This is a genomic window from Variovorax sp. P2_H12 (assembly GCF_056403395.1).
The window spans coordinates 95622-114113 of sequence record NZ_JBFUFO010000011.1; the positions used below are offsets into that span (position 1 = coordinate 95622).

At 65.6% G+C, this 18492-nt stretch carries 19 protein-coding genes and 1 pseudogene; 14 read left to right on the forward strand and 6 right to left on the reverse strand.

Annotation, left to right across the window (positions count from 1 at the left end; all coding sequences use genetic code 11):
- The first annotated feature begins 61 nt into the window (after window positions 1–61).
- From AC1DYK_RS10075 to AC1DYK_RS10095, 5 genes are read left to right on the forward strand one after another with little or no spacing between them, the layout of a single operon-like run.
- Window positions 62–1291: an FAD-dependent monooxygenase gene (locus tag AC1DYK_RS10075; protein WP_478166149.1), complete on the forward strand. Its 1230-nt coding sequence runs from the start codon at window positions 62–64 to the stop codon at window positions 1289–1291.
- Between the two features lie 16 nt (window positions 1292–1307).
- Window positions 1308–2090: a maleate cis-trans isomerase family protein gene (locus AC1DYK_RS10080; RefSeq protein WP_478166150.1), complete on the forward strand. Its 783-nt coding sequence runs from the start codon at window positions 1308–1310 to the stop codon at window positions 2088–2090.
- Window positions 2087–2917 (forward strand): alpha/beta fold hydrolase, encoded by an 831-nt coding sequence (locus AC1DYK_RS10085; RefSeq protein WP_478166151.1) that lies wholly within the window; start codon window positions 2087–2089, stop codon window positions 2915–2917. The genes AC1DYK_RS10080 and AC1DYK_RS10085 overlap by 4 nt, the downstream gene beginning before the upstream one ends.
- A gap of 43 nt (window positions 2918–2960) precedes the next feature.
- Window positions 2961–4028, forward strand: a complete 1068-nt coding sequence (locus tag AC1DYK_RS10090) for a 2,5-dihydroxypyridine 5,6-dioxygenase NicX family protein (RefSeq protein WP_478166152.1) — start codon at window positions 2961–2963, stop codon at window positions 4026–4028.
- A complete protein-coding gene (locus tag AC1DYK_RS10095; protein WP_478166153.1) occupies window positions 4021–4647 on the forward strand; it encodes an N-carbamoylsarcosine amidohydrolase in 627 nt (208 codons plus the stop codon). Before AC1DYK_RS10090 ends, AC1DYK_RS10095 begins: the two co-directional genes overlap by 8 nt.
- A gap of 7 nt (window positions 4648–4654) precedes the next feature.
- On the opposite strand, the gene AC1DYK_RS10100 is transcribed toward AC1DYK_RS10095, so the two are convergent.
- The gene (locus tag AC1DYK_RS10100; protein ID WP_478166154.1) at window positions 4655–5341 is read right to left on the reverse strand and encodes a TetR/AcrR family transcriptional regulator; all 687 of its coding nucleotides are present in this window, start codon (window positions 5339–5341) and stop codon (window positions 4655–4657) included.
- An 86-nt stretch (window positions 5342–5427) separates the two neighbouring features.
- Complete coding sequence (locus tag AC1DYK_RS10105) at window positions 5428–6384, reverse strand: LysR family transcriptional regulator (protein WP_478166155.1); 957 nt, start codon at window positions 6382–6384, stop codon at window positions 5428–5430.
- A gap of 75 nt (window positions 6385–6459) precedes the next feature.
- Here AC1DYK_RS10105 and AC1DYK_RS10110 point away from each other — a divergent pair, with 75 nt between their 5' ends.
- From AC1DYK_RS10110 to AC1DYK_RS10130, 5 genes are all read left to right on the forward strand, one after another.
- Window positions 6460–7128, forward strand: coding sequence for an RraA family protein (locus AC1DYK_RS10110; RefSeq protein WP_478166156.1), 669 nt, complete (start codon window positions 6460–6462; stop codon window positions 7126–7128).
- Entirely contained in the window at window positions 7125–8501 is a 1377-nt protein-coding gene (locus tag AC1DYK_RS10115; protein ID WP_478166157.1) for an amidase, read from the forward strand. The genes AC1DYK_RS10110 and AC1DYK_RS10115 overlap by 4 nt, the downstream gene beginning before the upstream one ends.
- On the forward strand, window positions 8494–9450 hold the full coding sequence (locus tag AC1DYK_RS10120; protein ID WP_478166158.1) for a Bug family tripartite tricarboxylate transporter substrate binding protein: 957 nt from the start codon (window positions 8494–8496) through the stop codon (window positions 9448–9450). Before AC1DYK_RS10115 ends, AC1DYK_RS10120 begins: the two co-directional genes overlap by 8 nt.
- Before the next feature lie 141 nt (window positions 9451–9591).
- A complete protein-coding gene (locus tag AC1DYK_RS10125) occupies window positions 9592–10557 on the forward strand; it encodes a tripartite tricarboxylate transporter substrate binding protein (protein WP_478166159.1) in 966 nt (321 codons plus the stop codon).
- A 42-nt stretch (window positions 10558–10599) separates the two neighbouring features.
- Window positions 10600–11253, forward strand: coding sequence for a hypothetical protein (locus tag AC1DYK_RS10130; RefSeq protein WP_478166160.1), 654 nt, complete (start codon window positions 10600–10602; stop codon window positions 11251–11253).
- A 259-nt stretch (window positions 11254–11512) separates the two neighbouring features.
- On the opposite strand, the pseudogene AC1DYK_RS10135 reads toward AC1DYK_RS10130, so the two are convergent.
- Window positions 11513–11623: pseudogene (locus AC1DYK_RS10135) on the reverse strand (transposase); the annotation flags it as partial.
- Between the two features lie 23 nt (window positions 11624–11646).
- Here AC1DYK_RS10135 and AC1DYK_RS10140 point away from each other — a divergent pair.
- Entirely contained in the window at window positions 11647–12363 is a 717-nt protein-coding gene (locus tag AC1DYK_RS10140) for an IS6 family transposase (RefSeq protein ID WP_478166161.1), read from the forward strand.
- Window positions 12364–12660: 297 nt separating this feature from the next.
- Window positions 12661–13089 carry a CBS domain-containing protein gene (locus AC1DYK_RS10145; protein WP_478158667.1) on the forward strand — a complete coding sequence of 143 codons (429 nt, stop codon included), beginning with the start codon at window positions 12661–12663 and terminating at the stop codon, window positions 13087–13089.
- 235 nt (window positions 13090–13324) lie between these two features.
- Here the strand turns inward: AC1DYK_RS10145 and AC1DYK_RS10150 are convergent, their stop codons facing one another.
- Complete coding sequence (locus AC1DYK_RS10150; protein WP_478166162.1) at window positions 13325–14065, reverse strand: IS6 family transposase; 741 nt, start codon at window positions 14063–14065, stop codon at window positions 13325–13327.
- Entirely contained in the window at window positions 14011–14418 is a 408-nt protein-coding gene (locus AC1DYK_RS10155; protein WP_478166163.1) for a hypothetical protein, read from the reverse strand. Before AC1DYK_RS10155 ends, AC1DYK_RS10150 begins: the two co-directional genes overlap by 55 nt.
- Before the next feature lie 339 nt (window positions 14419–14757).
- Here AC1DYK_RS10155 and AC1DYK_RS10160 point away from each other — a divergent pair, with 339 nt between their 5' ends.
- Complete coding sequence (locus AC1DYK_RS10160; protein WP_478166164.1) at window positions 14758–15111, forward strand: DUF4148 domain-containing protein; 354 nt, start codon at window positions 14758–14760, stop codon at window positions 15109–15111.
- Window positions 15112–15489: 378 nt separating this feature from the next.
- Window positions 15490–16626, forward strand: coding sequence for an MATE family efflux transporter (locus tag AC1DYK_RS10165; RefSeq protein WP_478166165.1), 1137 nt, complete (start codon window positions 15490–15492; stop codon window positions 16624–16626).
- Between the two features lie 291 nt (window positions 16627–16917).
- Here AC1DYK_RS10165 and AC1DYK_RS10170 read toward each other — a convergent pair whose 3' ends face one another.
- Window positions 16918–18390 (reverse strand): efflux transporter outer membrane subunit, encoded by a 1473-nt coding sequence (locus tag AC1DYK_RS10170; protein WP_478166166.1) that lies wholly within the window; start codon window positions 18388–18390, stop codon window positions 16918–16920.
- Window positions 18391–18492 lie beyond the last annotated feature (102 nt).

The following is an 18492-nucleotide window of genomic DNA, read 5'->3' on the forward strand; positions in this document are numbered from 1 at the left end:
TGAACGTTTATTTATCATGCCGCGGCCCGCACTGCGGCATCGTCAACCAGGAGATTCGAGTATGAATAGAGCAATTCGCGTCGGCATCGTCGGTGCCGGCATCGGCGGCGTGGCACTGGCGCGCGCGCTGCGCCTGCGCGGCATCGATGCCCATCTGTTCGAGCGCGCAGCGGCCTTCGGCGAAATCGGCGCCGGCGTGCAGATGACGCCCAACGCGGCCAAGGTTCTGCGGGCGCTGGGCGTCGGCGAAGGGTTGGAGCGCATCGGCTTCCTGCCCAAGGCGATGGTGGGACGCAACTGGGAGGACGCGCGCGAACTCTTCCGCACCCCGCTGAAGGAGGCCTGCCCGCTGCTCTTCGGCGCCGGTTTCTATCACGTGCACCGCGCCGACCTGCACGCGATCCTGTGCGAGGGCATCCCGGCCGATCGCGTGCGCTTCAATGTGCAGTGCACCGGCGTCACGCAGGACGAAGATGGGGCGGTCGCCCACTTCGCCGATGGGTCGAGCTTCGAGGCCGACCTGATCGTCGGTGCCGACGGCATCCACTCGCCCGTGCGCGATGCGCTGTGGGGCAAGACCGATGCGCGCTTCACCGGCCACATGTGCTGGCGCGCGCTGGTGCCCGTCGAGCAGCACCCGCTGCCCTTCGTGAGCCCAGATGCCTCCTTCTGGATGGGCCCGAAGGCGCACATCGTGACCTACTACGTCAAGGGCGGCGCGGCCGTCAACATCGTGGCGGTCAACGAGAGCGCCGACTGGGTGGCCGAGTCCTGGACCGAGCCCAGCACGCGCGAGGAACTGCTGACCGCCTACGCAGGCTGGCATCCGAGCATCATCCGGCTCTTCGAGCGCACCGACACCTCGCAGATCTTCAAGTGGGGCCTGTTCGACCGCGACCCGATGGCGCAGTGGTCGCAAGGCCGGGTGACGCTGCTGGGCGATGCGGCACACCCGATGCTGCCCTTCCTGTCGCAGGGCGCGGCGATGGCGATCGAGGATGCCTATGTGTTGGCCGCCGCGCTGGCGCACTTCGGCACCGACCAGGACACCGCGCTGCGCGCCTACGAGGCCGAACGGCTGCCGCGCACCGCGCGGGTGCAACTCGAGGCCCGCGAGCGCGGCCGCACCTACCACCTGTCGACGCCCGAGGAGCAGCGGCAGCGCGACCTGGCCTTCCAGCAGCAGCAGGCGAGCAATCCGAATGCGGTCGGCATCAAGGCCGAGTGGGTCTACGAATACGACGCGACGCGCTGCATCGAGCGCTTCGATACCGAAGCCTCGCTGGCCTGAACCGGAGCAACTGCACATGAGTAACAGGAACTTCCGCATCGGCCAGATCGTGCCGAGCTCGAACACCACCATGGAGACCGAGATCCCGGCGATGCTGCGGCTGCGCGAGCAGATCCGGCCTGAACGCTTCACCTTCCACTCGGCGCGCATGCGCATGAAGCACGTCAACAAGGACGAACTCGCAGCGATGGACGCGCAGTCCGACCGCTGCGCGCTCGAACTCAGCGATGCCCGCGTCGACGTGCTCGGCTATGCCTGCCTGGTGGCGATCATGGCGATGGGGCGCGGCTACCACCGCGAATCCGAAACGCGCCTGCGGGCCGCCACCGAAGGCAACCAAGGCAGTGCGCCGGTGGTCACCAGCGCGGGCGCGCTGGTCGATGCGCTGCGCGTGATCGGCGCCAGGCGAATCGCGCTGGTGGCGCCCTACATGGTGCCGCTCACGAAGGTGGTGATCGATTACATCGAGCACGAAGGCTTCGAGGTGGTCGACTGGCGCGCGCTTGAGATTCCCGACAACCTGGAGGTGGGCCGGCACGACCCGCGCAAGCTTCCGGCCATCGTCGCCGGCATGAAGACCGACGACGTGGATGCGATCGTGCTGTCGGCCTGCGTGCAGATGCCATCGCTCGCGGCCATCGCGGAAGTCGAGGCTGCGACCGGCAAGCCGGTGGTCACGGCCGCGGTGGCCACCGCCTACGCCATGCTCGGCGCGCTCGGCCTGGAGCAGGTGGTGCCGGGCGCGGGGGCGCTGCTTTCGGGCGCCTATGCGACATCGCGCAAGGCAGTCACGGGATGAGCGATTCCACATTCCTCTACGGCGCGCAGGTGCATGCCAACGGCATCCGCCAGCACTACCTGCGCCATGGCGGCGCGCAGGGCGAGCGCGCGACGCGTGATGCGGTGATCTTTTTGCCCGGCATCACCAGCCCGGCCGTGACCTGGGGCTTCGTCGCCGAGCGCTTCGGTCGCCACTTCGACACCTACGTGCTCGACATTCGAGGCCGCGGCCTGAGCGAGTCATCGGACGCGCTCGACTACGGGCTCGACGCCCAGGCCTCCGACGTGATCGCGTTCGCGCAGGCGCTCGGACTGCAGCGCTACGCGCTGGTCGGCCATTCGATGGGTGGGCGCATCGGCATCCGCGCCGCGGGGCGCCGCCCGGCCGGGCTCACGCGGCTGGTGGCGGTCGACCCACCGGTGTCCGGCCCGGGCCGCCGCGCCTATCCCGCAAAGTTGCCTTGGTACGTGGATTCGATCCGGCTCGCGCGCCACGGCATCACGCTCGAGCAGATGCGCGACTTCTGCCCGACCTGGAGCGAGGAGCAGTTGCGCCTGCGCGCGCAATGGCTCCACACCTGCGACGAGCGCGCGATCGTGCAGAGCTTCGAGGACTTCCAGCGCGACGACATCCATGCCGACCTTCCGCGCATCGACGTGCCACTGCTGCTCATGACCGCCGAGCGTGGCGACGTGGTCCGCGAGACGGACGTGGACGAGATGCGCTCGCTCGCGCCCTCGCTGCGCGAGGCCCGTGTGGCCGGCGCCGGCCACATGATCCCCTGGGACAACGAGCAGGGCTTTCACCGCGCCTTCGGCGACTTCCTCGGTCATCCGCTGGACTGATGCCGCCTTCACCCCATCACCGATCGCATTCCAAGGAGAACCCATGGCTGTCAGCGACACCGACCTGATCCGCGCCTGGACCCAGGTCCTGACCCTTTCGAAGCTGGGCGCCGGCGACGCCGTCACCGTGCTCACCAGCGATCACACCCATCCGCAGACCCTGCGCTGCGCGATCACCGCCGCCACCATGCTGGGTGCCTGCGTGAGCCGTCTCGACCTGCCGCCGGTCAACGCGGAGAAATCGTTGAGCCGCGACACGCTGGCCTACCTCGGCACCACGCCGCTCACGGGCAACCGCGCCGCCATCGCGGCGCTCAAGGCCAGCGACCTGGTGCTCGACCTGATGACGCTGCTGTTCTCGCCCGAGCAGCATGAGATCCTCGCCAGCGGCACCAAGATCCTGCTCGCGGTCGAGCCGCCCGAGGTGCTGCTGCGCATGGTGCCGACCTTGGCCGACTACCACCGCGTTCAGGCCGGCGCGGCCCTGCTCAAGGGCCGCAAGTCGATGCGCGTGAGGTCGCCCGGCGGCACCGACCTGCATTGCCCGCTGGGCGAATACCCGGTGACCGCCGAATACGGCTTCGTCGACCAGCCGGGGCGCTGGGACCACTGGCCCAGCGGCTTCGCCTTCACCTGGCCCAACGAAGGCGGCGCGCACGGGCGAATCGTGCTCGCCAAGGGCGACGTGCTGCTGCCGATGAAGTCCTACGTGGGCGAGCCGATCGAGCTCACGGTGCAGGAAGGCTTCGTGAGCAGCATCGAGGGCGGCACCGAGGCCGAGCTGCTGCGCGAGTACATCGAGTCCTTCGCGGATCCGGAGGCCTACGCGATCTCGCACATCGGCTGGGGGCTTCAGAAGCGCGCCTACTGGTCGACGCTGGGCCTCTACGACCGCGAGGCCACGCTGGGCATGGACGCGCGCGCGGTCAGCGGCAACTTCCTGTTCTCGCTCGGCCCCAACAACGAGGCCGGCGGCAGCCGCACCACCGCCTGCCACATCGACATTCCGATGCGCCGCTGCGACGTCTTCGTCGACGACCTGCAGGTGGTGCGCGACGGCAAGGTGGTCGAGGAACTCATGGACGAGACCGCAGGAGCCGCGCATGCATGAGGAGGCCCGGGTCTACCAGCGCCAGGGCTTCGGTGCCGGCCTGGGCGTGCGGCCGCCGCTGGGGCTCTTGATCGTCGACTTCGTCAACGGCTTCGCTGACCCGGCCGTGTTCGGCGGCGGCAACATCGCGCCGGCGATCGCGCGCACGGTGCCGCTGCTGGCGCTGGCGCGCGAGCGCGGCTGGCCGGTGGCGCACAGCCGCATCGTCTATGCCGACGACAATGGCGACGCCAACATCTTCAGCGCGAAGGTGCCCGGCATGCTGACGCTGAAGGAAGCCTCGCCCGCCAGCGCCATCGTCGCCGAGCTCGCGCCTCGGGAAGGCGAACTGGTGGTGCGAAAGAACGTGCCTTCGGCTTTCTTCGGCACCTCGCTCGCACCCTGGCTCACGCAGCGCAGCGTGCGCACCCTGCTGGTGGCGGGCTGCGTCACCAGCGGCTGCGTGCGCGCGAGCGTGGTCGATGCCATGTGCTGGGGCTTCGCACCGATCGTGCTGTCGGACTGCGTGGGGGACCGCGCCATCGCGCCGCACGATGCGAGCCTGTTCGACATCCAGCAGAAGTATGGCGACGTGATGAGCTCGGATGCGCTGCGCGAACGCCTGGCGGCCGCCGCCTAGCCTGCTGTCACTTCGCCTCGAATCCGCCGACCACGAACCGCGTCACCTGCTCGATCAGCCCCTCGGTGTCCTCGGGGTCGTAGAGGCCCTTGGGCGTCATCTCCTCCATCCTGTGGGTGTCGGAGAAGGCATAGAGGTAGGTGCCGATCATCAGCGTCACGCGCCAGTAGGCATCGAGCTCGCCCAGCTTCGGCAGCGCCTCGCGCAACACCTCCACATAGCGCCGGGTCGAGCCGCCATACGCATCGGTGCGCAGCTTGTACGAGATCTCGGGCGGCTCGGTGTGCAGCCGGGCCTGCAGTCGCAGGAAGGCCCGGCCCTGCGGCGTGTCGCGCAGCGTCAGGGTCGGCAGCAGGAAGGCGCGCACGATGCCGCGCACGTTGGGCTTGCCCGCAGCGCACATCGCCTCGAGGTTCTCGATGCGCTGTTGCGAGATCACCTGGCCGCGCCGCAGGAACACTTCCTCGAAGAGCCCGAACTTCGAACCGAAATAGTAGCTGATCAGCGCCTGCGTCACATTGGCGTGCGTCGCGACCTCGCGCAGCGTGGTGCCGGCATAGCCGAGGTTCGCGAACATCTGTTCGGCGGCGTCGAGGATCTCCTCCCGGACGACGCTCGCGCCCTCCGGGCGCCCCGGTCCCTTGTGCTTGGTCGCCGTCTTGTCCCCCTCGGGCTGGCTCTTCCTTCTGTTCATGATTGGCTGATTAATTAATTATTAGGGCGATGATACCGACCGCAATCCGCACCGTCTCACTTTCTCGCGCTTCTTCAACTCATCCCTTACCCACGCTCATCGCCACCTTCAGCTGCATCGTCGGCTTGGAAGAAACCCGCCTCCTTGAGGTTGCGCAGCGCAATATCCAGGATCCTCGCCGTCGTCTCGCTGCGGTGATGCGCCAGGTAAGAGAAGTAATAGGGCACGTGCGGCACGGCCGGCTTGGCGCGCAAGACCCGCAGGGATTTTTCGGCGATCTGCCGGCGCGTGATCGATGCGGGCAGCATGGCGATCGCGTGGCCGGAGGCGACCAACGCCACCATCAGCGATAGCGAATTGCAGCTGCTGTACTCCTCGAAGGCATAGCCGTCCGAGGCCAGCCAGCGCGACGCCGATTCATGCAGCGTCGACGGCGGCGCATTGCAGACGATGCGGTGATTCAGCGCGTGGGCCGGCACGAAGTCTTCATCGGCCACCATCAGGTCGTGCGCCGCCACCCACTGGTGCTGGGTCAGCCCAATGAACTGGCTGGTCACGTCGGGCTGGCTGCTCTGCCCGGTGTGCAGCGCGATGTCGAGTTCGTGGTTGTTGATCTTCTGCAGCAACTGGGCGCCTCCGCCCACCGTCAGGTCCACGCGAAGCGCCGGATAGCCGTCCTTGATGTCCTTGAGGATCTGCGGCATTCCGATGATGGCGCAGGATTCGTCCACCCCCATGCGCACCAGCCCCGTGATGGTGCGCCGCAGGTCGAGCCGCGCCATGTCCTGCGCCGAGGCCAGCACGCGCTCGGCATAGACCAGCACGTTGCGCCCGAGGTCCGTCACCTGCAGGCGCTGGTTCTGACGCTCGAAAAGCTGGACGCCCAGTTCCTCCTCCAGGTCGCGGATGCGGTGCGAGATCGCGGGCTGGGTCAGGTGCAGGTGCCGCGCCGCCGCGTGCACCGTGCCCAGACGCGCGGTCCACACGAAGGCCTGCAACTGGTGCAGGGTGAACCTCGTTGATAAGGAACCTGTATTAACCATCTTGAGAATTGATCAGTATCCGTGTCGGGGGCGTGTACTTAGGATGACCATCATTCGACAACGACGATATCCGAAATGACTGGCATCCAAATAGGAGAGCTGCCGCCACCCTGCGCGCCGCAGCTGCTGTCCCTGCTGAAGGAGGCCGAACCGGCCACCATCGGCCATTTTCACGAACTCGGCTTCCTGCACGGCCGCATCCGCGCCATGGCGGCCGTGACGCGCAGCGTCGGCACCGCCGTCACCGTGCGCTGCGAAGGCTCCGACGGCTCCGTCCTGCATCACGCGCTCGGGCAGCTCAGGGCCGGCGACTTCCTGGTCGTCGACCGGGCGGGCGACGAGACCATCGCGTGCATCGGCGGCGCCAGCGTGCTGGCCGCGCGTCTTCGCGGGGTCGCGGGCGTGGTGGTGGATGGCTGCGTCACGGACATCGAGGATCTGCGCCAACTCGGCGTGCCGGTGTGGGCGCGCGGCCTGAGCGCCCGCACCACCCGCGCCGGCGGGCGGTCGGGCAGCTTCTGCCTGCCGGTGGACTGCGGCGGCGTGCGCGTGTATCCCGGCGACGCCGTGCTGGCGGACGAGAACGGCATCCTGGTGATGGCGCCCGACGAGGCGCGGGCCCTGGCCGACCGAGCGATCGCCCTGCAGCAGGCCGAACAGCAGACGCTGGCTCGGCTGCGCGCAGGCGAGACCTATCCCCAGATTCTGGACACACAACTCTTTTTTCAGGAAGAAGCCGCATGACGAATCCCGACCCGACCCGACCGCCCGCCTTCGCACCGATTGCGGAGCTTTCACGCGACTTGCGAAACGGCACGACGACTTCGGTGGCGCTCACGCGCGAGTGCCTGCGCCGCATCGCCGCGCATGACGGCCACTTCAAGAGCTTCCTGGCGGTCTACGAGGACGAGGCCCTGGCCGCCGCGGCCCTGGCCGACCAGGAGCTCCGCGCCGGCCGCGACCGCGGCCCGCTGCACGGCATCCCGGTGGCGCTGAAGGACCTGGTGAACATCCAGGGCAAGCCCACGACGGCCGGCTCCCCGATGCTGTCGGACAACATCGCGCAGCAGGACGCGGAGATCGTCCGGCGCATCGTCGACGCCGGCGGCGTCATCGTCGGCAAGACCCACATGGTGCAGCTCGCGCTGGGCGCCTGGGGCACCAATTCGCACATGGACACGCCGCGCAATCCGGCCGGCCGCGCCACCGACACCCTGGCACCGGGCGGCTCCAGCAGCGGCTCGGCGGTGGCCGTGGCGGCCCACCTGGTGCCGTGGGCGATCGGCTCCGACACCGGCGGCTCGGTGCGCGTGCCCGCTGCGTTCTGCGGCATCGTGGGCTTCAAGCCGACCATCGATGCGCTGCCGCGCAGCGGCGTCCACCCGCTCAGCGACAGCCTCGACAGCCTGGGCCTGCTCGCGTCGTCGGTGCAGGATGCGCGGCTGTGCTTCGAGGCGCTGGTCGGCGCGCCCGCTGCGACGCCCGACGCCCGACAGCGAATCGGCGTCCTCGACGCGGACGAACTCGCGCCCCTCGCGCCAGCGATCGCGCGAAGCCACGGACAGAGTCTGCAACGGCTCGAAGAGGCGGGCTTCAGCCTGGTGCCGTTCCGCTTCCCGGCGCCGCTGGTAGCGTTCAAGGAACCCACCAATGCCATCATGATCGCCGAGGGTGCCTGGGTGAATGACCGCCTGCTCGACGACCCGAACGCGCCGATGGATCCGTCGGTGCGGCCGCGGCTCATCGCCGCCCGGGCGACCACGGCGGTGCAGTACCTGCAGGCCCAGGCCACTGCAGCGCGCTGGCGGCAGGCCTTCGCCGACGAAATGGACCGACTCGATTTGTCCGCCATCGCCATGCCCACCACGGCCATGACCGCGCCGCGACTCGAGGACATCGACCACAACCTGGCTCCGGTCCACTTCACCCGCCCGATCAACCTGCTCGCGCTGTGCGGCATCGCGCTGCCGACGGATCAGGACAACGACGAGCGGCCCATCGGGCTGCAACTGGTCGGCCGTGCGGGCGACGATCACGCATTGCTCGGCATCGCGTCCGAAGTCAGCGCGGCACTGCATCCGTCTCGCGCCCCGTCGGCGGAGCCCTGCAATGCCTAGCAAGCTGCTCGCCGTGCTGTTGGCGTTCGTCGTCCAGTGCGCGACCGCCCAGGACTACCCGACGAAGCCAGTGCATCTGATCGTTCCGTTTCCTCCGGGCGGCAGCGTGGATCTGGTCGCGCGCCTGATCGGCAAGAGCCTGCAGGACGCCCTGCAGCAGCCCTTCGTGGTCGACAACAAGCCGGGCGCCTCGGGCAATGTCGGTGCCGCTTATGTCGCCAAGGCACTTCCGGACGGCTACACGCTGCTCGTCGGCAGCGCCGGTGTCTTCGCCGCCAACCAGTTCCTGTATGCCAATCCACCCTTCGATCCGTTGCAGGCCTTTGCGCCGATCATGCGGATCGTCGATCAGCCCAACATCCTGGTCGTGGGCAGCCAGTCGCCCGCCCACAGCGTCAAGGAGCTGATCGCGATGGCCAAGGCGCGTCCGGGAAAGCTGAGCTTCGGCAGCGCCAGCGTCGGCTCTGCCCAGCACTTCTCCACCGAGATCTTCATGCAGCAGGCCGGCGTCGACCTGCTGCATGTACCGTACAAGGGGGGCGCCCCGGCCCTGGTGGATCTCATGGGCGGGCAGATCGACATGCTGTTCGACACCTCGCCGACGGCCTTGCCTTATGCCAGGAGCGGCAAGCTGCGAGCGCTGGCCATCACCAGCAGCCAGCGCTCGCCGCTGCTTCCGGACGTCCCCACGATGAAGGAGGCGGGGTTGCCCGAGTTCGAAGTCGTCACCTGGACCGGCATCGCCGCGCCGGCCGGCACACCCCGTGCCGTGATCGACCGGATCAACACGGCGATCAAGAACGCGCTGCGCGGCGACTTGCGTCGGCAGCTCGAAGAGACCTCGCTCATCCCGGTGGGGGACTCGCCCGATGCCTTCAGGGAGTTCATCCGCAAGGATGCGGACAACTACGCACGCCTGGTGAAGGCCGCGAAGATCACGCCGCAGTGATCTGCATCATTGCCGTGCGCGACGCCTCGACTTGATAGATTCTCGTCATGTTGCCTGATGCGAATTTCTCGCTATCTAGCACGTCGGCAAGTTCATACGATGAGTCTTCGTTCTTTTGATTGGATGCATATGAAGATCTCATTGACTCGTGTTGTGTGTGCCCTCTCGCTGGCGATGGCCGGCCTTGCATCGGCAGCAGCGGACTACCCCGACAAGCCCATCCGCCTCGTGGTTCCGTACCCGCCCGGCGGCGCATCCGACACGGTGGCGAGACTCATTGGGCAGCAGCTGTCACAGCGGCTCAAGCAGCCGGTGCTGGTGGACAACAAGCCGGGCGCCACCGAACAGATCGGCGCCAGTTTCGTCGCCAAGGCGCCCCCTGACGGCTACACCATCCTGCTGGCTTCCACCGCGGGGCTTTCGGTCAACCCGACCCTCTACAAGGGACGTCTCGCCTACGACCCCGAGAAGGATCTCGCGCCGATCGTGATGGCCGTGACCCTGCCCAGCGTCGTGATGGTCCATCCTTCGCTGCCGGTCAATTCGATCGACGAACTCACGGCGTTTGCAAGGTCTTCGCCCACGCCGATCAACTACGCTTCGAGCGGCGCCGGCAACCCCAGCCACCTGGGCATGGAGCTGTACAAGCGCGTGGCTTCCGTCGACATGACGCATGTGCCCTACAAGGGTGGCGCGCCTGCGCTCCAAGATCTGATGTCAGGTCAGGTGTCGGTGATGATGGCCATCGGGCCGGAGTCGATGCCAATGGCCAAGGCCGGAAAGCTGAAGGCGCTCGCGGTCACCACCGCGAAGAGCTCGCCGGCCTACCCCGGTCTGCCGCCCGTCTCGCAGACCAAGGGCTTCGCCAACTTCGAATTGCTGCACTGGTTCGCCTTGGTGGCACCCGCCCGCACGCCAGAGCCATTCATCGCGCTGCTGAACAAGAACGTGAACGAGATCCTCCAGGAGCCGGACGTGAAGAAGAAGCTGATCGACATGGGCATGGAACTCGAAGGCGGCTCGCCGAAGAAACTGGCCGACACCATCACGCGCGACCGTCTCAAATGGGAGAAGGTGATCGCTGAATCGAACATTCGGGTCGACTGATCCACGCAGCTGCCAACCCCATCAACTGAACAGAGAAACAACATGGTCTTCGCCGGAAAAGGAATCCTGATCTCGTCCATGGAAGTGCTGCCCGGCGAAGAGGCTGACTTCAATGTGTGGTTCGACCGCGAGCATCTCGCCGAACGCGTGGCGATTCCGGGCTTCATCGAGGCGAGGCGCTACGAATCGGTCGGCGCGCCGACCCGCTACCTGCAGATCTACAGCACCACCGAATTCGATGTGCTGAACGGTGCCGCCTACCGGGCGGCCCTGGCGAAACAGACAGATTGGTCCAACCACCACATCTCCCGCTTCATCGAGCCGACCCGCGTCGTGGGGCGCCTTGTGCGCAGTGAAGGGGTCGCGCGAGGTATTGCGCTTGCGCTCGTGAGGCTGCGTCCGTCGGGCGATCCGGCCATGATGCCGGCGCTGGCGGGCATCGTCGACGTGCTTGACAAACCAGGCACGGCATCCGTTCACTTCGTCGAAGCCGATGCGAATCTCTCCAGGCCCGTGACGGCGGATGCCAGCTACGTCGGCGGCCAGGACTGCTACGTGATCATCGAGTGCACCAGCGAGGCCGCCGCTCAACGCGTCGTGGCCGAACTGCAAGTGCCGGTGCAGAAGTACGGTGAACTGATCGACGCGCGCGTGTATCGCTATCGCATGGACATCAGCGCATCGGCACTGCGGTGAGTGCTCGGCGCAAGCAGCGTCAGCGCCCTGCTGGCCCGACTGCCATTCGCGAAGGATGTTCTGCAGAACAGGATCTGCAATCACGGCTGAAAGAATAAGGTGATGCCGACGCAACCAGATGACTCGATCGAGCAAGCTCGGCAACGATTTGCTGCGCGGGGCAGCCGCTCCGGCCGCCTTGCAGGCCCGTTTCGGGCCTCGCAGACGCACTCATCCTTCGACCCTCCATCAACTTTCGCCGCGCCATCCACAGGTTCGACTATGCGAACAGCATGACGATCTGCGCCGTGTTCTTCGCCAAGCCGCGATAGCGCACGTTCGTGAATCCGAACTGCTGCTTGATCACCCGGAACGGCTCTGTCGCAGTAGCGGTGCACGGTAATCTTCGGCTGTATGAAATCCGAGACCCCGTCGATAGTCAAAGCCCTGAAGAAGGTGATCAAGCGCATGCACTACCCGTTGGAGGTGATGCTCACGTGTGTGCGCTGGTACGCAGCCTATCCGCTGAGTCCGCGCCACATTGAGGAGATGATGGCCGAGCGCGGCGTTGTCGTTGATCACGCCACCGTGCATCGCTGGGCGATCAAGATCTTGCCGGTGCTGGCGACCGTGTTCCGACGGCGCAAACGCCCCGTTGGCACGAGCTGGCGGATGGACGAAACTTACATCAAGGTCGCCGGCCAGTGGAAGTACCTGTACCGGGCAGTCGACCGCGACGGCGACACCGTCGACTTTCTGTTGCGCGCCAAGCGAGATCATGCCGCTGCACGAAGCTTCTTTGAGCAGGCCATCGGTCTGCACGGTGTGCCCGAGAAGATCACGATTGACAAGAGCGGCGCCAACACGGCAGCCATTCAGAGCATTCGATCCGACTCCGGTGCGGACATCGAGATGCGCCAGTCGAAATATCTCAATAACATTGTTGAACAAGACCACCGCTCTATCAAGCGCATCGTGCGACCGATGCTTGGATTCAAGTCATTTCGATCCGCGCGAGCGGTGATTTTCGGCATCGAGACCATGCATATGATCAGGAAGGGCCAGTTGTTGGATTGCGTCAAAGGCCAAGCCTCGTCCCCGGCAGAAAAGTTCTACTCTCTGGCTTTCTGAGCGACACGAGCGACGTGCACTTGCCCGAGCCGGCGCTGCTATTGCGACAGAACCCGAGCAAGCCTATTTCAGCTTGCTGCACGGAACGGCAAACCCTGCCGAGGCATTCGTCGTCCGACTTGATGGCGAAACTTCGTCGACCATCGCGGAGGAGCATGCCGTCATGGGGCAGTTGGGGTTGCGGCTGCCGCAGGACCCCGAAACTGCGCCTGCTGGGTAACGAACCGACGCGAGCGTAACGAAAGACGCTTGGGCGCAGTTCTTGCGGGGTGTTTCCAACCAACCAGAGGAGTGCCCATGAAATCAGTCTCGGAACTGCTCAAACGTCGCGACTCGTCCGCCTGGCGCACCGTACCGGAGGCCACCGTACTGGATGCGCTTGGATTGTTGGCTCGCTACGAGGTAGGGGCACTGATGGTGATCGCCGACGGCACGCTCGTCGGCGTGGTCTCCGAACGAGACTGCGCGCGCAAGGTCGACCTCCAAGGCAAGAGCTCCAAGGCGGTGCAGGTATCTGAAATCATGACGCCCAACGTCATGACCGTCACGCCCACCACTCGCACGCGCGAGTGCATGGGCCTGATGAGTCACAAGCGGATTCGCCATCTTCCGGTGGTCGACGCGGGCAAGGTGATCGGCATGATCTCCATCCGGGATCTGATGGATGACATCATTGCCGATCATGAGCAGACGATCGACCAACTGCGTGCCTACATTCAGACGTGAGGCGCGCACATCGTCGTACAGGCTGCACTCAAAACGATCGCGGTGATTTTCTGTTGGACATCCGAAGGAGGCGCATGCCGCAACGAAGGAAAACAGCCACGGAGCACATCGAGGTCACGGATCAGATCGGGAAGCGGCACGTGGTCCTGAAGTACACCGAATATCTCGAGGCATCTCCTGACGGCTTTGTCACGTTGGCGATGCCAGGTCGAAAAGCTGGCAGGGGATCAAAGGCTCAGAAGGCGGCGGACGGATCTTGGGCGCTGCCGGTGAAAAGGCGCCATGCATCAAAGCGTGAGGCCAGTTGCTTGCGGTAGAGCGATGCGCGCAGCAAATGGCGCTTGAGAGCGAAGTGCTGGCGGATGGGACCGAAGCTCGAGAGGAAAGCCTGCGAGCGCTCGGGACGGCGAAAGCCTCGCATGCGCCGCTCGCGCTCACGGGTGGGCTGATGGCTGTTCTCGGCGCGGTTGTTCACGCGCGCACAGGCCTTCACGAACACGTGCCGCACGGTCGCAAGCTGAGGGATCTCTGCGTTGGCAGCTGGATAGCTGCGCAACTGGTCGGTGACAATTTTGCGTGGCGCCTCTGGGCAGGCGGCGAGCACGCGCTTGAAGAAGCGCTTGGCTGCGACCTTGTCGCGGCGCTTCTGCACCAGGACGTCCAGTTCAACGCCATGCTGATCGACGGCGCGCCACAGCAGGTACGGTTCACCCCGCAGCGTCACGAACATCTCGTCCAGATGCCAGGTCGATCCCGGCTTGCGGCGCACGCCCTTGGCGCCGTGCGCAAAGCTCGCGCCGAACTTGTCGCACCAGCGCCGGATCGTCTCGTAGCTGACGACCACACCGCGCTCGAAGAGAAGCTCCTCGATGTCGCGCAGGCTCAGTTGAAATCGAAAATACCAGCGCACCGCCTGGCTGATCACCACCGCAGGGAACCGGTGACCGTGATACAGCGATCTTCTCGTCTTTTGCATGGCGAAAGGTTACGCCATCGGCAACGTGACAATGCCACCTGGTCGCCAAGGTTGGAGGAGTTCACGAGCCCGGCAACGACCGCCTCTCGCCGCCGAGCGCGCTCCCACTGCGCGTCCGTCGCCAGCGCCATGTACGAGAGCGCCGTCCCGGTAGAAGCAGACAGCGATGCTGGGGCACTCAACTCCGACGCCGAGGTTGTTCTCAAGACGCCGTTGGCAAGGTCGCGAACGACGACGCTGCCATCGGGTTCGACACGAACGATCGCCACCAGTCTATCGGAGGCGACCGCAACAACGTCAGGAAGCGCCTGGAAATGACCCATCTCCATCCACTCGCAGGTGAGTGCGAACATGGTGACAGATTGAAGGGGTCAAACGCAAGGTTGTGCCAATTGAAAGGGCCAAAAATCTGGCGGGCCGAGCCGACGCCAAATCGCGACTGTGAGCAGGCGCTCGCCTTGAAAGCGCCGTGCATCAAGGCTCTCCATGATCTGGCGCTGACAGAATGAAAGAGCGAAGTTGACAGATTGAAGGGAAACCGACAGCAGCACCGCATAAGGTTTCGACGACGGAAACGTGGCGTGTCCCGATCGCGTGATCGTCGAACTCGCATTCGGCGCAAGACTTGAACGGCAGGCACTCGCGATGAGCACCGCAGGAAGCTTGCGCCACCCCTTCACTCTGGAAGTTCCATGAAATTCACGAAAGCAATGAAGATCGTATCCGTCCCGGTACTGACCTTTCTGGTCGCTGCCGGCGCCCACGCAGAGGCGTACGACGGTGTGCACAACGCAATCTCCTTCAAGACGCGCGAGGAGGTGAATGCCGAAGCGGTGCGCACTGCCACGGCTCCGAACCAGAACGTGGTCAGAGGCTCTCGCGTTGTCGAGACCCTGGCTGAATCGAAGGCACGTGCGCTCGTTGAAGCCGAAGCCATTCACCACAACTTGAGGCCCGACCAGAATGTCGCCACGGGCTCCCGCTTCAACAGCAAGGTCATCTCGACGCTGCCGCACCCCGCCGACCTGCGCGCGAAAGCCAATTGAGCAATCCCTGCCTCACGCTCTGCGTGAGGCAGGCACAAAACCGTGGCAGGAAGGCGGCAAGCCGCGGGTCGCCACGTTGGACGCCAACGGCTGGTCGAAACCTGATGACAACTTCCCACAACGCCGGCGCCGGCGAAGTTTCTGAGTCGGCCGTTTCAGCCGCGCGATTCACGTTCGACCCGATGACGCGGAACCCCCTGCTGCACGCGCCGTTGTTGCTGCTGCTGATTCGGCTCGCACTGCCAACGGTGGCCGTGCTTTTCATGCAGACGGTATTGAGCATGGCCGAAACCTACTTCGTGAGCGGGCTGGGTGTCGACGCGATGGCATCGGCTTCGCTGGTCGTGCCTGTCATGCTGCTGATGACCATGGTCTCCAATGGCGGCGTCGGGGGTGGGGTTTCCGCCGCAGTCGCGCGCGCTCGGCGCTGGCCGGCAAGACGAGGCCGAAAGCCTTGTTTGGCACAGCGTCGTGATCGCGATCGTCGCAGGCGGACTCTTCACCGTGGCTGCGATCGCCGCGGCTCCGATGCTCTATCGCGGATTGGGCGGCACTGGCACGTCCTGGCAGCAAGCGCTTCAGTACTCGAACATTCTCTTCGACGGCGCGGTCCTGTTCTGGGTTCCAACCTTGCTGCAATCGGCGTTGCGAGGCGCGGGCAACGTCAGGACGCCCGCACTGATCATGCTCGGCAGCGTCGGAGCCGGACTCCTCATTTCCCCAATCCTGATTCTGGGCGGACTGGGGCTTCCGAGAATGGGCGTGGCCGGTGCGGGCATCGCACAGGTGCTGTGCACCGCGGGCTCGCTGGCAGCGATCTTTGTCTATATGCGTTTGGGGGGCTCGAAACTTCGACTTCGCCGGCACCCGCTGCGGCGTGACCACTTTGGTGCCATCCTTGGCGTGGGCTTGCTGTCAACCCTCAACGCGGCGATGTCGACGCTTTCGATCGGCGCGATCACTGCCGCTGCGGGTACCCTTAGCGTGGCAACGATCGCGGGCTACGGGATCGCGTCCCGGCTCGAAATGCTGCTGGTGCCCGTGATGTTCGGCTTCGGTACCGCCGCCATCACCGTAGTCGGAACCTGCATCGGCGCCGACGACATCCCGCGAGCGCGCCGCGCTGCGCTGGTGAATGCACTGTTCGTCGGTGGCCTGCTCGAAGTGCTGGGCCTCAGCGTGGCGTTCCTGCCCAGCCTGCTGTGGATGTCTCACTTCACGAACGACCCCGACATATGGGCCGTCGGCGGCCACTATCTGAGGGTGATGGGCCCGATTTTCGGCTTCATCGCGATCGCGATGGCGTTGTACTTCGCGGGGCAAGGCGCGCGGCGCGTCGGCTGGCCGCTCGCTGCGGGTAGCTTCCGCTTCATGTGCGCGCTGTCCGCCGCAGCGCTGGTGTTCGCGGGAAAGCTCAGTCTTGAGTCCGCCTTCCTGCTGGTGGCCGTGGGGGCCATCGTCGGTTCCGCGGTAACGGCGTGGGGCTTCGCCCGGGTGAGGCGGGGTATTCGCTAGATCGCGTGGGAGCGAAGGGCCGCGTTGGATTGCTTCGATCGGTCGCCACGGATTTGGCCTGCGCTCTAAGGCCGTCCGCCAGGATTGAGTCGGGACATGGTCACTGCCCATTGGCGACGGTGCGTTGCCTGAACCTGCTCGAGATCCATCGACAGAGTCCGGTGCATGATAGGCAGGTGGGCCGACCCCGATTTCAGCAGCGCATGAACTCCTCCCAGTCGGTCGAAACCAAGAGCCCTTTGATCGACAACTCGAGATCGTACGTCGTGCGCTGACAGAGGAGCTTCTCCGTTATCGTTGTACGTCTGCGCGGATTGCCACCGCGTCAGCGGTCTCGGCTTGCCAGCCGCCGCCCAGCGCCTTGAACGCACTGACCGCCGCGCGCGCCGCCTCCGTTTGCGCCTGCACTTTCGCATCAGCAACGCGCAGGAGGCTCTCGTCCGCTTGCAACACTTCGATCAGGCTGACGACACCTCGCTGATAGGCCGTGAACGAGGCGCCTCGTGCACGACCGAGCGCTGCCTCGCCCTGCGCGAGCAAGGTGGCTTGTTCTTCACGCTTGACCAGGGCGGAGAAAGCATTTTCCACGTCTTCGGTCGCGCGCAGTGCCGCGAGACGATAGGCCGCGAGCAACTCCGCCTCCTGCCCTTTTGCGAGTTCGATCTGCGCATCGATGCGCCCGAAGTCGAACAGGCGCCAGCGCAGGCCGAGCAAGACCGCGGCCTGGCTGGCCCCGCCGGTGAACACGTTACCGCTGGCCACGGACGTGGCGCTGCCGATTACCCCCCCCAAGGACAGCTTCGGGTAGTACTCGGCCATGGCCACCCCGATGCGAGCGTTAGACGCTTCAAGTCGCCTCTCGGCGGCGATCAGGTCGGGCCGCCGTCGCAGCAACTCGCCGGGTGATCCGGTGGCGCCGATGCGCGGTGCGACGGGAATGGCAACCGGTGCGGCCAGTTCCGCACGGTGAGCGCCCGGCGCCGCACCCAGCATCACGTCGAGCGCGTTCATGGCCGCAGCTTCGCCCGCCTCCAGCACTGGAAGCACCGCACGAACCTGCGCCAGCGCACCTTCGGCCTGCCTCAACTGAAGTTCGGCTGCCAGCCCCTTGCCGTAGAGCAAGTCGACCTTCGAGAGCAGTTCTTGTTGCGTGCCGACTTGCCGGCGTGCCACGTCGAGGCGGGCCTGCAGTCCGCGTAGCGTGATATAGATGTCTGCCGTCTGCGCAGCCACGGTCAGGCGCGTGGCGGCTGCGCCGGCCTCCGATGCCTGGTAGTCGGCCAGCGCAGCCTCACGGCCCCGACGCAGGCCGCCGAAGATGTCCAGTTCCCAACTTGCGCCAAGGTTGGCTTCATAGGCGTTGCCGTATCGATCGAAACCTGGTTGCGAGTTCATAACCTGGCCCAACTGCGTCTCGACCGACTGGTAGGCCCGGGCAGCTTGTCCGCTGAGGTTGCCCGCGGGCAGCATCGCTGCGTTCGCAGCACCGAGTCCAGCACGGGCCTGCGCCACGCGGGCAGATGCTTGCGCAAGATCGAGGTTCTGCGTCAGCGCGAGTTCGACGTAGCGGGCCAGGTGTGCATCGCCAAACGCAGTCCACCAGGCGACCAACTCGGCGTTCGCGGTAGCGGCGCGCCGGTCGAGGGCTGCTTCGCCGATGAATTGGTCCGGCAGAGTGGTGGCGGGTCGGACATAGTCAGGACCGACAGCGCAACCTGCGAGAAGGCTGAGAAGCAGGGGAATGACAAGGGTGCGTTGGAACATGGGCGATTTCTGGAACGAGTGGGACGAGACCATCAAACGAAGTTGTGACTATAATTCACTTTGGTCACTTGTTGTGGCCTTTTTCCGGGAGCGTTAAGCTGT